Source organism: Actinotalea sp., assembly GCF_041597215.1.
GTDB lineage: Bacteria > Actinomycetota > Actinomycetes > Actinomycetales > Cellulomonadaceae > Actinotalea.
Window position 1 is genome coordinate 1 of sequence record NZ_JBFHHB010000073.1, and the last position, 13,043, is coordinate 13,043.

Consider the following 13,043-nt stretch of genomic DNA (forward strand, 5'->3'; position numbering starts at 1 on the left):
CCGTGGCCGCCGGCTTCGAGCGGGAGAACATCCTCGCCCTGGCCCGCGCGCTCGACGGGTCGTCGACCACGCGAGCGGGTGAGCTGTCGGTGCCCTTGGAGCTCGGTGCCCTCGCGACCGCCTGGCCGCGGCTGCGGGACGCGGCCTCGCCGGAGGACCTCGCTGTCGCGTTGCGGCGATCGCCGTGGGGCGATCCGGGCGACGAGATCGCCGACGGACTCGCCGACGTGCTGCTGCTCACGTGGCTGCGCGAGCTCGCGTCGGCAGCGCCTCGGTCGAGACCGTGGGCGGTCCGGGCCGCTGCGCTCACGGCTGTCCGGGTCCGGCTCGTCGACGAGGCCCCCGCGACGCCGCGGCTGCGGCAGCTGGCCCGGCCGCTCGTCGGGGAGGGGTGGGCCGCGGCGGAGGACCTGCCTGCGCTCGTGGGCACCCTTCCGTCCGCCGTCCGCCCGCTGCTCTCGATCGAGACCCCGCGCGAGCTCTGGCGTGCCGAGGCACGCGCGCTCGCCGAGGTCGAGCAGGACGCCTTCGCCCTGCTGCGCACGGCACTGCCCGGCCCCGAGGTCGTCCTCGGTGCGGTGACGGTGCTCTCCGTCGACGCGTGGCGGGTACGCGCTGCCCTGGCTGCGGCGGAGGCCGGAGGCACCGGCGCCGTGGCGAGCGAGGTGCTCGATGCGGTGGCGTGAGGCACTCAGCCCGGTCCGGATGCACCGCGTCGCGCTCGTCGTGCCGGAGACCAGGAGTCGCCAGATGCTCGTGGAGCTCGCCAGGAGCGGGACGGTCGAGCTCGACCTGCCGTACCCCCCGGGCGCCGATGCGGCTGAGCTGGACCGCGCGTCGGACGCCGCCGTCAGGTCGGGTCCGCTCGCCGGCTGGGTGGGCTGGATGCCGGCGCGGGACCTTGCCGGGCTCCAGGAGGACCTTGCACCGATCGGCGCGGCGGCCGTGCCGATCGCGCACCCCCGTGGTCTGCAGCCCCCGACCCTGCTGACCGATGCCGGAGCCGACGGATCGCGACCGCGCGCCTCACGCACGCTCGTCGACACCTACGGGACCGTGCCGTACGCCGACGTCGACCCGTCGCGACTCGCGGGCCTGGCCTACGTCCTGATGTTCGGGATGATGTTCGGCGATGCCGGGCACGGCGCGATCCTCCTGCTCATGGGTCTCGCCCTGCGGGGGCGGCGCACGGGTCGGCTCGCCGCGTTGTCGCAGGCCTGGGCCTTCGTGGCCGGGGCGGGGCTGATGTCGGTGCTCTTCGGGGTGCTCTACGGCGAGGCCTTCGGTCCCACCGGTCTGCTGCCCGTCCTCTGGTTGGACCCCCTCGCCAGTCCGCTGCCGTTGCTGGGCGCGGCCATCGGGCTCGGCGCCGTGCTGCTCGCGGCCGCCTACGCGATCGGCACCGTGAACCGGGTCAGGGAGGGCGGCTGGGGCTACGCGCTGTACGCGCGGAGCGGGGTGGCCGGCTCTGCCCTGTTCGCTGCGGCGGCCCTGCTCACCTGGGGACTGGCCGGCGGGATCGACCCGATCGTCGCCGTCGCCGTCGGCCTTGCGGCTGTCGCGCTCGTCCTGCTCTTCGTCGGGCTCCTCCTGGAGGCAGGGGGAGGCGGGTCCGGTGTCGTCCAGGCCGTCGTCGAGCTCGTGGACACCGTGGTGCGTCTCGGCTCGAACATCGTCTCGTTCGCCCGGCTCGCCGCCTTCGGCCTGACCCACGCGGCCCTGCTGATGATCGTCTGGGACGGCACCACAGGGCTGTGGGGCCCGGGCTGGCGGGCGGTCGCCGCGGTGCTCGTCTTCGTCGTCGGCAACGTCGTGACGTTCGCACTCGAGGCTCTCGTCGCCGGCGTCCAGGCACTCCGGCTGGAGTACTACGAGCTGTTCGCACGCATCTTCACCTCCGAGGGACGTCCCTTCCGCCCCTGGGCACCCCTGCTGCCGGCCGGCGGCACCGATCGAGGAGAGAACCCATGACCCCGTGGCTCGTCGGCATCCCCGTCGTCGCTCTCCTGGCGGGGGCGTCCCTCGTCCTGGTCCGGCGGCGCGGTCGAGCAGGGCTCGGGCTGCTCCTCGCGGTCGACGCGCTCGTCCTTGTCGGTGCCCTCGTGCTGCTCGTCGGTGCGCTCGGCACGACGCCCGCCGCAGCCGTCGGGGCGGCGGTCGACCCGGCGGCACCCGCGGCCGCGACGGGGATCGGGGGCTCGGCGCTGATCGCCGCGGCGATCGCCGTGGCGGGCTCGTCGATCGGTGCGGCGTTCGCCGTGGCCTACACCGGCTCGGCAGCGCTGGCGGCGATGAGCGAGCGTCCGGAGATCTTCGGTCGCGCGATGGTCGTCGTCGGGCTCGCGGAGGGGATCGCGATCTACGGACTCGTGGTGGCGATGATCCTCATCGGACAGGCGTGAGGACCATGTCTCTCGACGCGACGCAGGGCACAGGGGCACGGACGCCGCGTGCCGCGGGGCCGGCGGGCACCGTGGTGGCGTTGGGCGAGCAGGCGCTCGTCGAGGGCTTCGGGCTCGCCGGGGCCGTCGTCCGGGTGGCCGAGACAGCGGTCGAGGTCGAGGAGGCCTGGATCACGTTGCCCCGGTCCGTCGCCGTCGTCGTGCTCACCCCGCGTGCCGCCGCTGCCCTCGGCGCCCGCAGGGACGCCCCCGTGGCGCCGATGAGTGTCGTGCTCCCATGACCGACCTCTCCGCCGCTGCTCGCGCCGCCCTCGCACCGGTGCGGTCCGCACTTGCCGCTGCTGCAGAGGCCGAGGCGGCGGCGATCGCCGAGGCCGCCCACCGGGAGGCCGCACGGCGTCTCGGCGCCGCGCACGAGCAGGCTGCCCGGATCCTCACCGCCGCGGCGGCCCAGGGAGCGGAGTCGGCACGGGCGTCCGCCGCCCAACGGTCGGCACGGGCGCGGCGCGAGGCCCACGAGCTCGTCCTCGCCGCGCAGTCGGAGCTGCGGGGGGAGCTGATGGCAGAGGTCGTCGCCCTGGCGCAGCGCCGCGCAGGCGACCCGGACCACGCCGACTGGCAGGCCGAGCTCGCTGAGCGGTGCCGCGAGATCCTCGGCCCCGCCGTGACGGTCGCGGCGAGCCCGGACGGAGGCGTCGTCGGAACCCTCGGGTCGCGTCGGCTCGACCTGAGCATCCCGGTGCTGGCTGCGGAGCTCCTCGACGCGAGCGGTGCGCAGGTGCGGGCGCTGTGGGCACCGTGAACGGGCACGACCACCCGAGCGGCAGCGGTGTCGTGCGTCGCGTCAACGGGCCGCTCGTCGAGGTCGAGGGCCTCGACGGCATCGCGATGCGCGAGGTCCTCGGGCTCGGTCCGCAGGAGCTGGCAGCGGAGGTCGTCGGGATCGAGGCCGATCGCGCCACCGTCCAGGCCTACGAGTACACCGGGGGGCTCGCCCCGGGTCACGGGGCCGTCTCCACGCGGGAGGTGCTGTCCGGGGTGCTGGGCCCCGGCCTGCTCGGGCAGGCCTTCGACGGGCTGCTTCGACCCCTGTCGTCCGCACAGGTCTGGCTCACGCCGGAACGTCCCACTGCGCACTCCGGACGCCAGTGGTCCTTCGTCGCCGGGGTCGAGGTGGGGGAGACCGTGCACGAGGGCCAGCTCATCGGGACGGTCCCCGACTCGGGCGCCGTCGAGCACCGTGTCCTGGTCCCGCCCGGCGTGCACGGCGTGGTGGGCTGGGTCGCCGGGCCCGAGCCGCGCGGAGCCGAGGGCGTCGTCGCCCGGGTGGGTGAGACTCCTGTGCACCTGTCGCAGCGGTGGCCGGTGCGTCGGCCTCGTCCCTTCCGGGCGCGGCTGAGCGAGGTGGTCCCGCTGCACACCGGCCAGCGCGTCCTCGACCTGCTGTACCCGTTGGCCCGGGGAGGGGCGGCTGCCGTCCCCGGCGGCTTCGGCACGGGGAAGACCCTGCTGCTCCAGCAGATCGCGAAGTGGTCGGACGCCGACGTCATCGTCTACGTCGGCTGCGGGGAGCGCGGCAACGAGATGGCCGACGTCCTCGACGAGCTCTCCCGCATCGCCGACGAGCGCACCGGGGGCCGGCTGCTGGACCGCACTGTGATCATCGCGAACACCTCGAACATGCCGATGATGGCCCGCGAGGCCAGCGTGCACACGGGGATCACGGTCGCCGAGTACTACCGGGACATGGGGTACGACGCGGTCGTCATCGCGGACTCCACCTCGCGCTGGGCCGAGTCGCTGCGCGAGTTCGCGAACCGCAACGGAGACCTTCCGGCGGAGGAGGGCTACCCGGCGAACCTCGCGAGCGAGCTCGCCGCCTTCTACGAGCGGGCAGGACGCGTCGTGACTCTCGGCGGCGAGCAGGCATCGGCCACCGTCGTCGGAGCCGTCTCCCCGGCGGGCGGGGACCTGACCGAACCGGTGACGACCGGGACCCAGCGGTTCGTCCGGTCGCTGTGGCTCCTCGACCGGGACCTGGCCTACGCCCGGCACTACCCGGCAGTGAGCTGGCGTGGGTCCTTCGCCCGGGACGCCGAGGCCGTCGGAGCCTGGCGGGCCACGCACGGAGACCCCGAGTGGGCCGCGCGCCGAGCACGGGCCACGGCGCTCCTCGCCGAGGCCGACCGGCTCGCCGCGCTCGCCGAGATCATCGGCACGGGCTCGCTTCCCGGGCACGAGCGCATGGTCCTCCTCGGCGGCCGGCTGCTGCGCGATGCCGTCCTCCAGCAGAACGCGCTGAGCCCGAACGACGGCTTCTGCTCTCCGGAGAAGGGCGCAGCGCTGCTCGGCCTGGTGCTGGACGTCGTCGATGCCTGCCAGGAGCGGATCGAGGCCGGGACCGCTGCGACGACGCTCGAGGAGACCGATCTGGGCCCCGTGATCCGGGCGAGGGAAGAGCTCGGCCCGAGGGACGCTGCCGGGGTGGCGCGGCGCCGCGTCGAGGTGCTCGAGATGCTGGGAGGCCTGGCATGAGGGGCCGCGGAGGCACGGGAGGACGGATCGCGTACGGGGACGTGCGCGAGCTGCGCGGACCCCTGCTCGTCGTCGCGGCCGACGGCGTCGGCTGGGACGAGTTCGCGACCGTCGACCTGCCGGGCGGTACCCGGCACGGGCTGGTGCTCGAGGTGGACCGGGACCTGGTCACCCTCCAGGTGCTCGAGGGGACCGCGGGGATGGCACCCGGGGAGACCTGGGTGCGCTTCGACGGGGCACCGTTGAACGTGCCCGTCGGTCCCGAGTGGTTCGGCCGGGTGTGCAACGGACGCGGCGAACCGCTCGACGGTGGACCGCCGGTGACCTGTGCCCGGTCGTTGCCGGTCAACGGCTGGCCGCTGAACCCCGTGCACCGTGACCCGCCGCGGGACCCGGTCCTCACGGGGGTCTCGGTGATCGACGCGCTGACCACGCTCGTCCGCGGTCAGAAGCTGCCGATCTTCTCGGTCCCGGGTCTGCCGCACCTCGCGCTCGCGACGCAGATCGCCGCGCAGGCGACGACGCGCGGGGCGGGCTTCCGGGTGGTCTTCGCAGGGATGGGTCTGACCCACGCCGACATCGGCTACGTGCGGGACCGGCTCGAGCAGCGGTCCGCCGCCGGCGAGCTCGTGCTGCTGCTCAACTCCGCGGACGACCCGGTGATCGAGCGCCTGCTGACGCCGCGGATCGCCCTGACGATCGCCGAGCAGCTCGCCTTCGGCGATGGCCTGGACGTCCTGGTCGTCATGTCGGACATGACGAGCTACGCCGAGGCGCTGCGCGAGGTCGCGGCCGCGCGCCGCGAGATCCCCGCCAGACGGGGCTACCCGGGGTACCTGTACAGCGATCTCGCCACGCTCTACGAGCGCTGCGGGCGGATCCGTGGCCGCGAGGGATCGGTGACGGTCGTGCCCGTCCTCACCATGCCCGCGGGTGACATCACCCACCCCGTCCCGGACCTCACCGGGTACATCACCGAGGGGCAGATCGTGCTGTCGCCCGAGGTGCATGCCAGGGGCATCTACCCGCCGGTGGAGGTGCTGTCCTCGCTCTCCCGCCTGATGCGCAACGGAGCGGGAGCCGGACGCACGCGCGAGGACCACCTTCCGGTCGCCTCCCAGGTGCTCGCAGCGATGGCACGGGCCCGTCAGGCGGCCGAGCTCGGCGAGCTCATCGGGGTCGCGGCGCTGAGCGAGACCGATCGCGCGTACCTCGCCTGCCGCTGGCAGGTCGAGGGTCACCTCTTCGACCAGGGCGACGCCGAGCTGCGCAGCTTGGCGGACTCGCTGGACCGGGCGTGGGGCGCCCTCGCGGCCCTGCCTCGTCACGAGCTGACGATGCTCCCCGTCGCGATGCTCGACCGCCACCTGCCGCCGGGCCCCGGCGTACCTCCGTCCGGAGCGACCGATGGCTGACACCGGACGGGCGGGACGGGTGCGGCTCGAGCGGCGTCTCGAGGTCGCGCGTCACGGGGCAGAGCTGCTCGACCGCAAGCAGCGCATCCTGGCGGACGAGCTCGAACGGCTCGACCTCGCGGCGGCCCGCAGCCGGCTGGCCTGGGAGGCGGCCGCCCGGGAGGCGACGCGATGGCTTCGGCGAGCCGCCGCGCTCGACGGTCGGGCCCGGATCCGCGCAGGCGAGCCGCGCTGCCTCGCCCGGGTCGAGACGAGCACGGGGCGGGCGATGGGCGTCAGCTTCCCGCAGGACGCCCGCTGTGAGCTCCCCGAGCTCCGGCGCGCGGGCGGCAGCTCCGCGCTGGCCTTCGCCGCGGCGGCGCACGGGTCCGCGCTGGAGGCGGCCGTCGGGCACGCGGCCGACGCGCGGGCCGTGCTCCTGCTCTCCGCGGAGCTCGAGGCCACCCGGAGCCGCCTGCACGCGGTGGAGAAGCGGTGGATCCCGCGGCTGGAGGCGCGCCTCGAGGCGGTCCGCCGCTCGCTGGACGAGCTCGAGCTGGAGGAGAGCCTGCGGCTGCGCTGGGCGGCGGGGCCAGGCAACGGTGCGGGGAGCGGAGGGCAGGAGAGATGATCGAGGTCGTCCTGGTGGCCGTGAACGACTCGACCCCGGCCTTCGCCGCAGCGGCGGTCGCGGTGGACCTGGCCCAGGCCCTGGGCGCGCGGGTCCGTGCCGTGACCGTCCTGGAGCCCTGGCCCGACGGCCGCACCCACGGTGGTGCCGACCTCCTCGACCTTCGACGGCGGCGCGAGCAGGCGGGCGAGGCGGCGCTGCGGCACGTGACCGCGCTCGGCCAGGGCGCCGGGGTCGAGGTGAGCGGTGTCCGACGCGAGGGAGCGGTCGCGGTCGCGATCCTCGACGAGGCCGCGGCGGTCGAGGCGGGGCTCATCGTCCTCGCGCGGGTCTCCCGACGCGGACACGCCCTGCCCGACATCGGCAGCGCGACCCTGAGGGTGCTCGAGTTCGCGACGGTACCCGTGCTCGTCGTGCCGACCCACGCCCAATGAGCGCGGACGCGGCCCGCGTGCCGGCGGGGATCTGCGGGGCCGCCGTCGGGGCGGCGTTATGTCCGATCTCTGGCGGTTCGTCCCGATCTGCTGGTAGACACGGTTGATCGCCACGCTCGAGGTCGCGCGTCGCGCGGCCCGGCTGGTCCATCACCTCAGGAGGCCAACTGTGCCCGTCCATCCTGCGCCGTCCTCACCACGACTCAGCCGCCGTCGGGTCACGGCCGGCCTCGGTGCGCTGTCGTTGTCGCTCGCGCTCGGCCTGTCCCTCGCGCCCTCGGCCATCGCCAAGAACGACGGCGGTCGCGGGAACTCCGGGAGCACACCGGCGGTCGATGCCCCGGGGCAGCTCGTCGACCTCCAGCTCCTGGCGTTCAACGACTACCACGGGCACCTCGAGGCCAGCACGCCGGGGTCGATCTACGGCGTCCCCGCCGGGGGAGCGGAGTACCTGGCGACGGCGCTCGCGACCTTGCGTGAGGGGAACAAGTACTCGCTGACCGTCGCGGCCGGTGACCTGATCGGCGGATCGCCCGCGTTCTCCGGCCTCTTCCACGACGAGCCCTCGGTGGAGTCGCTCAACGCGATGGAGCTCGACGTCTCGAGCGTGGGCAACCACGAGTTCGACGAGGGCGTGACCGAGCTGCTGCGTATGCAGGACGGCGGCTGTCACCCCGTCGACGGCTGCTACTTCCCCGACGAGCCCTACCCGGGCGCCGACTTCCAGTGGCTCTCGGCGAACGTCGTCGAGGAGGCCACCGGCGACACGCCGCTGCCGGGCTACTGGGTCAAGAAGATCAACAGCATCAAGGTCGGCTTCATCGGGATGACCCTGGAGGCGACCGACACGCTCGTCGCCGCTGCGGGCATCCAGGGTTACGACTTCCTCGACGAGATCGAGACGGCCAACGCGCTCGTCCCCGAGCTCGAGGCCCAGGGTGTCGACGCGATCGTCGTGCTCCTGCACGAGGGCGCGTCCCAGACCCCGCCGCCCGGGGACGTCAACGCCTGCGTCGGCATCACCGGCCCGGTGGTCGCGATCAACGACGGTCTCGACCCGCAGATCGACGCGATGATCACCGGTCACACGCACCTGCCGTACAACTGCCTGCTGGCGGATCCCGCGGGTGACCCCCGACTGGTCACGAGCGCCTACTCCTACGGTCGCGTGGTCACCGAGATGAACCTCGTCCTCGACAAGCGCACCAACGACGTGCGTCGTGACCTGAGCACGGCGACCAACCACCTCGTCGACCAGGGCTCGCTCCAGCCCGACCCGACCCAGACGTCGATCATCGCCAAGTGGCAGCCGCTGTACGACGCCGCCGGCACCACCCCGGTCGGCACGATCACCGCGGACATCGTCCGCGGGGGCACGCCCCCCGGCTCCGATCGCGGCGTCGAGTCCCCGGCCGGCAACCTCGTGGCGGACGCCCAGCTGTGGTCGACCAGTGCGAGCGGGGCCCAGATCGCCTTCATGAACCCCGGCGGTGTGCGGTCCGACCTGAGGTACGCGCAGTCCGGGACCGAGGGTGATGGTGTCGTGACGTTCGGCGAGGCCTTCACCTTCCAGCCGTTCGGCAACACCTTGGTGACGTACGCGATGACCGGCGCGCAGATCGTGTCGGTGCTCGAGCAGCAGTGCCAGCCGATCGGCAGCAGCCGGCCCTTCCTGCACCTCGGCGTCTCCGCCGGGTTCACCTACGACCTGCAGAAGACGATCGCCGGGGGGAACTGCACCGCGGTGACGATCTCGAACGTGAAGCTCAACGGCGTGCCGCTCGACCTCGCCGGCACGTACCAGGTCACGGTGAACAACTTCCTCGCCGACGGAGGGGACAACTTCACCACCTTCGGCGCGGTCACGACGCCGCGGCTCGACGGCGGCAACGACCTGCTCGCCATGACGAACTACCTCGGGACGTTCAGCCCCGTCGCACCTCCGTCGACGGATCGCGTCAACGAGCTCTGAGGGTCTGCAGGCAGTGGCCCGGTCCGGGCCGTGTCCTTCGGGGCACGGCCCGGACCCCTCAGCAGAGGTCTCGCGCTGCCGATGAACCGGCGTGGGACGAGCGTGGAAGGTCTATGCAGCGGCAGGTGTCCTCGTGGTCGCGGCGTACCTTGCCCTCCCGGATGGCCTCGCGAGCGATCTCGTCTACGTGGCCGTCGGTCTGTCGACAGTCGTGGCCATGGTCGTCGGCGCGAGAGCGCATCGACCGCGGCGGGCGTCTGCCTGGATCTGGATGGCGGCCGGCCACCTCACCTGGGTGCTCGGCGACGTGCTCTACACCTGGGCCGAGGACGTGCAGATCCCTCCGTTCCCGTCCGTCGCCGACGGGTTCTACCTCCTCGCCTACGTGTTCGTCGTCGTCGGCCTCGTGGTGCTCGTCCGCTCGCGTCGCGACGGCCTGGACGCGAACGGACTCGTCGACAGCGCCCTCGTCGCGGTCGCGCTCGGGTTCCTCTCCTGGGTGGTCCTCGCCGGGCCGATCGCTCGCGACACGAGCCAGAGCGTTCTCGCCCGCGCCGTCGGTGTCGCCTACCCCGCCGCCGACATCGTGCTGCTCGCCCTGCTCGTCTGGCTCCTGGTCGGTCCGGGGGCGCGCTCGACGGCCTACTGGCTCCTCGTCGCGGCCGCCGGCCTGCTCCTGGTCGCGGACACGGCCTACGCTCTGCAGACCGCAACCACCGTCTACGAGGGCGGGCCGGTCGCGGCGCTCTGGCTGCTGTCCTACGTCGCGTGGGGAACGGCAGCGCTGCACCCGGCGATGAGGGTCCTGTCCGAACCGGGAGCCGACCCGCTGCCGTTGACCGGTGGGCGGCTGGCCGCTCTCGCGTTCGCGACCGTCGTCGCTCCTGCCACGCTCGTCGTCGAGCTGCTGCTCGGACACCCCCTGGACGCATGGCCGGTACTGGTGGCGTTCGTCGTGCTTGCAGCGCTGGTCGCGGGCCGGATGTACCTCGCCATGCGCGAGGTCAGGGCCTCGCTGACCTCAAGGGACCTGGCCCGCAGTGCCCTGGCGCACCACGCGGAGCACGACACGCTGACCCAGCTGGCGAACCGGGCGCACACGGTCCAGCTCGTCGAGGCCGCGCTGGGCCGCGGACGCAGGGCAGGGGCGCTGGTCGGCGCGCTCTACGTCGACCTCGAGCACTTCAAGGCGATCAACGACCGGCACGGGCACGCGATCGGGGACGAGGTCCTGCGGGTGACGGCCGAGCGGCTGCGCAGCCGCGTCCGCGCAGGGGACACGGTCGGTCGGATCGGGGGCGACGAGTTCGTCGTCCTGGCCGAGGCACCCGAGAGCGAGGACGCCCTCGTCCAGCTCGCCGAGCGGGTCCTCGAGGCCGTCACCGTCCCGATCGTGGTGGCCGGGCGCGAGCTGCGCATCGGGGCGGCGGTCGGTGTCGCGGTGTCCCGGGACGGCGGGGTGGACGCCGACGGCCTGCTCTTCGAGGCGGACGCGGCAGCGAACCGCGCGAAGGCACTGGGCGGCTCCCGGGTGGAGATCTTCGACGACGAGCTGCGTCGCGAGCACCGCGAGCGGGTCGAGCTCGAGGCCGCGCTGCGCACCGCCCTCGACGAGGACGAGCTCGTCCTGTTCTTCCAGCCGATCGTCGAGGTCCCCTCACGCCGGGTCGTCGGGTACGAGGCGCTGCTGCGGTGGGACCGGCCGGGGTTCGGCCTGTTCCCCCCTGACGCGTTCATCCCGGTCGCCGAGCTGTCCGACCTGATCTGCGAGCTCGATCGCTGGGTGCTGCGTGAGGCGACCCGGCAGGCCGCCGACGGCGGTCCCGCCCTCGGTGGCGACGTCCCCATCGCCGTGAACGTCTCCGGGAGGCACGTCGCGAGCGCCGATGTCGTGCCCGACGTGGTGGGCGCTCTGGCCGCCGCAGGTCTCCCCGCCGGGCGCCTCGTCGTGGAGGTGACCGAGACGGTCGTGCTCGACCGGCCGTCGGCTCTCCTCCACCTGGAGCAGCTGCGCGACCTCGGCGTCGGCATCAGTCTCGACGACTTCGGCACGGGGTACACCTCGATCGGCCAGCTCCAGCACCTGCCGGTGGACTCGCTCAAGATCGACCGGAGCCTCGTCGCCTCCGACGCACCCGGCGCTGCGGCCCTGGTCCGGCTCGTCGTGCACGCTGCCCACGCCTTCGGGCTGACGGTCGTCGGCGAGGGGGTCGAGACGGAGGAGCAGTTCGCGGCGCTCGTCCGCTCCGGTTGCGACGTCGCCCAGGGGTACCTCTTCGCCCGACCGCGCCCGGCAGCGAAGCTCCCCGCGCGGGACGTCGAGGCGGCGCTCCCGACGCGGTGACGCTGCTGGCCGGACCGTGACGCTCTCGGCGCGACCTACGGTGGCCTTCCGGCGCCCCTGTGGAGTTCCGGGTGATGGGTGACAGTGGAGTTCCGGGTGATGCTTGACGCTCTGTGGTCAGTGTCCTGCTCGGGTCTTGGTGAGGGAACCTCCTAGGGGTCGCTTGTTGCGGACGGGGCCGGTCGAGTCGCGTCGGACGGTGCGTAGCAGCTGGTTGCCGATCCAGAACTGCAGGGTGTCTGGGCCGACGAGGACGTCGCAGCGTTCCCCGGCGCGGTGGATACCGACGGAGACTTGCTGCCAGGACACGCAGACCACTCCGTTGGTGGCGACCTTGCGGGCGACCCAGTCCGGCCCGCTGCGGTCCGCGACGGTGACCGGCGCCCGGTCGGGTGCAGGGGTGAACCGGGCGGCGGGGGTGGCCATGGCCAGGGACTGGTGGGGTCGGTCGTGGTTGTAGTGGGCGACCCAGGCATCGATCGCGGCCTGCGCGGCGGCCACGGAGTCGAACAGCGCCCCCGTGGTCAGCTCGGCGCGCAGGGTGCGGTGGAAGCGTTCGATCTTCCCGGTGGTGGTCGGCGACCTGGGCGCGGTGAGCAGGTGCTCCACGCCGTTGCGGCGCAAGATCGCGTCGAAGGCGACCTCGACCGGTGGGTGGTTGAACCGGCCGGTGAAGACCTTGCCGTTGTCGGTCAGGACCTGCTCGGGGCAGCCGTAGGTCTCCAGCGCCGCGTTCAGACCCTCGCAGACGAACCGGGTGCGCTCGGCGGGCATCACGTGAGCGCTGATGCAGAACCGGGAGTGGTCATCGATCCCAGTCAGGACCTTCACCGAGGTGCCGTCGACCAGGCCGATCCCACCCACGACGTCCATCTGCCACAGCTCCATCGCCCGGCCCCGCTCCCACCGGCGCCAGTGCTCGGCGCGCCGGCGCCGCGCGCCCGGGTCGACCAGGCCCGCGCGCAGCAACGCCCGATAGACCCCCGAGCGCGAGACCGTGAACCCACCGCGGCCCAGCGCGTGGACCAACCGCGTGGGACCCCAGCCCGGGTGCGACCGCCGCATCTCCAGCACAGCGACCTCGAGATCGCCGTCCATCTGGTGCGGGCAACGGACCGGCCGGTGCGACCGATCGCCCAGCGCCTCCAACCCGCCCTGCTCCCACCTGGACAACCAGGTGTGCAACGTCTGACGCGAGATGCCCCACGACGCCGCGACCTCGGTGATCGAACGCCCATCGCCGATCACCGCCAGTACCGCCTTGTACCTCTGCTCAGCCACGCTCAACTCCCTCATGAGCGAGCGTCAAGCATCAGCCGGAACCGGTGTCA

General features: G+C 73.3%; 12 protein-coding genes. 11 read left to right on the plus strand and 1 reads right to left on the minus strand.

Features of this window, described 5'->3' with window-relative positions; genetic code table 11:
* The 11 genes from ABWK99_RS07050 to ABWK99_RS07100 form a co-directional block, all read left to right on the plus strand.
* Nucleotides 1–686, plus strand: a 686-nt coding sequence (locus ABWK99_RS07050) for a hypothetical protein (RefSeq protein WP_372593994.1), incomplete at its 5' end; no start/stop codon positions are given.
* Nucleotides 673–1,971: a V-type ATPase 116kDa subunit family protein gene (locus ABWK99_RS07055; RefSeq protein ID WP_372593995.1), complete on the plus strand. Its 1,299-nt coding sequence runs from the start codon at nt 673–675 to the stop codon at nt 1,969–1,971. The genes ABWK99_RS07050 and ABWK99_RS07055, both read left to right, overlap by 14 nt.
* Nucleotides 1,968–2,402, plus strand: a complete 435-nt coding sequence (locus ABWK99_RS07060; protein ID WP_372593996.1) for an ATP synthase subunit C — start codon at nt 1,968–1,970, stop codon at nt 2,400–2,402. Before ABWK99_RS07055 ends, ABWK99_RS07060 begins: the two co-directional genes overlap by 4 nt.
* The gene (locus ABWK99_RS07065; protein ID WP_372593997.1) at nt 2,399–2,683 is read left to right on the plus strand and encodes a hypothetical protein; all 285 of its coding nucleotides are present in this window, start codon (nt 2,399–2,401) and stop codon (nt 2,681–2,683) included. The genes ABWK99_RS07060 and ABWK99_RS07065 overlap by 4 nt, the downstream gene beginning before the upstream one ends.
* The gene (locus ABWK99_RS07070; protein WP_372593998.1) at nt 2,680–3,204 is read left to right on the plus strand and encodes a hypothetical protein; all 525 of its coding nucleotides are present in this window, start codon (nt 2,680–2,682) and stop codon (nt 3,202–3,204) included. Before ABWK99_RS07065 ends, ABWK99_RS07070 begins: the two co-directional genes overlap by 4 nt.
* A complete protein-coding gene (locus tag ABWK99_RS07075; protein ID WP_372593999.1) occupies nt 3,192–4,937 on the plus strand; it encodes a V-type ATP synthase subunit A in 1,746 nt (581 codons plus the stop codon). Before ABWK99_RS07070 ends, ABWK99_RS07075 begins: the two co-directional genes overlap by 13 nt.
* Complete coding sequence (locus ABWK99_RS07080; RefSeq protein ID WP_372594000.1) at nt 4,934–6,352, plus strand: V-type ATP synthase subunit B; 1,419 nt, start codon at nt 4,934–4,936, stop codon at nt 6,350–6,352. The genes ABWK99_RS07075 and ABWK99_RS07080 overlap by 4 nt, the downstream gene beginning before the upstream one ends.
* Nucleotides 6,345–6,962, plus strand: coding sequence for a V-type ATP synthase subunit D (locus tag ABWK99_RS07085; RefSeq protein ID WP_372594001.1), 618 nt, complete (start codon nt 6,345–6,347; stop codon nt 6,960–6,962). The genes ABWK99_RS07080 and ABWK99_RS07085 overlap by 8 nt, the downstream gene beginning before the upstream one ends.
* On the plus strand, nt 6,959–7,396 hold the full coding sequence (locus ABWK99_RS07090) for a universal stress protein (RefSeq protein ID WP_372594002.1): 438 nt from the start codon (nt 6,959–6,961) through the stop codon (nt 7,394–7,396). Before ABWK99_RS07085 ends, ABWK99_RS07090 begins: the two co-directional genes overlap by 4 nt.
* A 169-nt stretch (nt 7,397–7,565) precedes the next feature.
* The gene (locus ABWK99_RS07095) at nt 7,566–9,368 is read left to right on the plus strand and encodes a bifunctional UDP-sugar hydrolase/5'-nucleotidase (RefSeq protein WP_372594003.1); all 1,803 of its coding nucleotides are present in this window, start codon (nt 7,566–7,568) and stop codon (nt 9,366–9,368) included.
* Between the two features lie 91 nt (nt 9,369–9,459).
* On the plus strand, nt 9,460–11,712 hold the full coding sequence (locus ABWK99_RS07100; protein ID WP_372594004.1) for a putative bifunctional diguanylate cyclase/phosphodiesterase: 2,253 nt from the start codon (nt 9,460–9,462) through the stop codon (nt 11,710–11,712).
* 117 nt (nt 11,713–11,829) lie between these two features.
* On the opposite strand, the gene ABWK99_RS07105 is transcribed toward ABWK99_RS07100, so the two are convergent.
* Entirely contained in the window at nt 11,830–13,008 is a 1,179-nt protein-coding gene (locus ABWK99_RS07105; protein ID WP_372594005.1) for an IS481 family transposase, read from the minus strand.
* Nucleotides 13,009–13,043 lie beyond the last annotated feature (35 nt).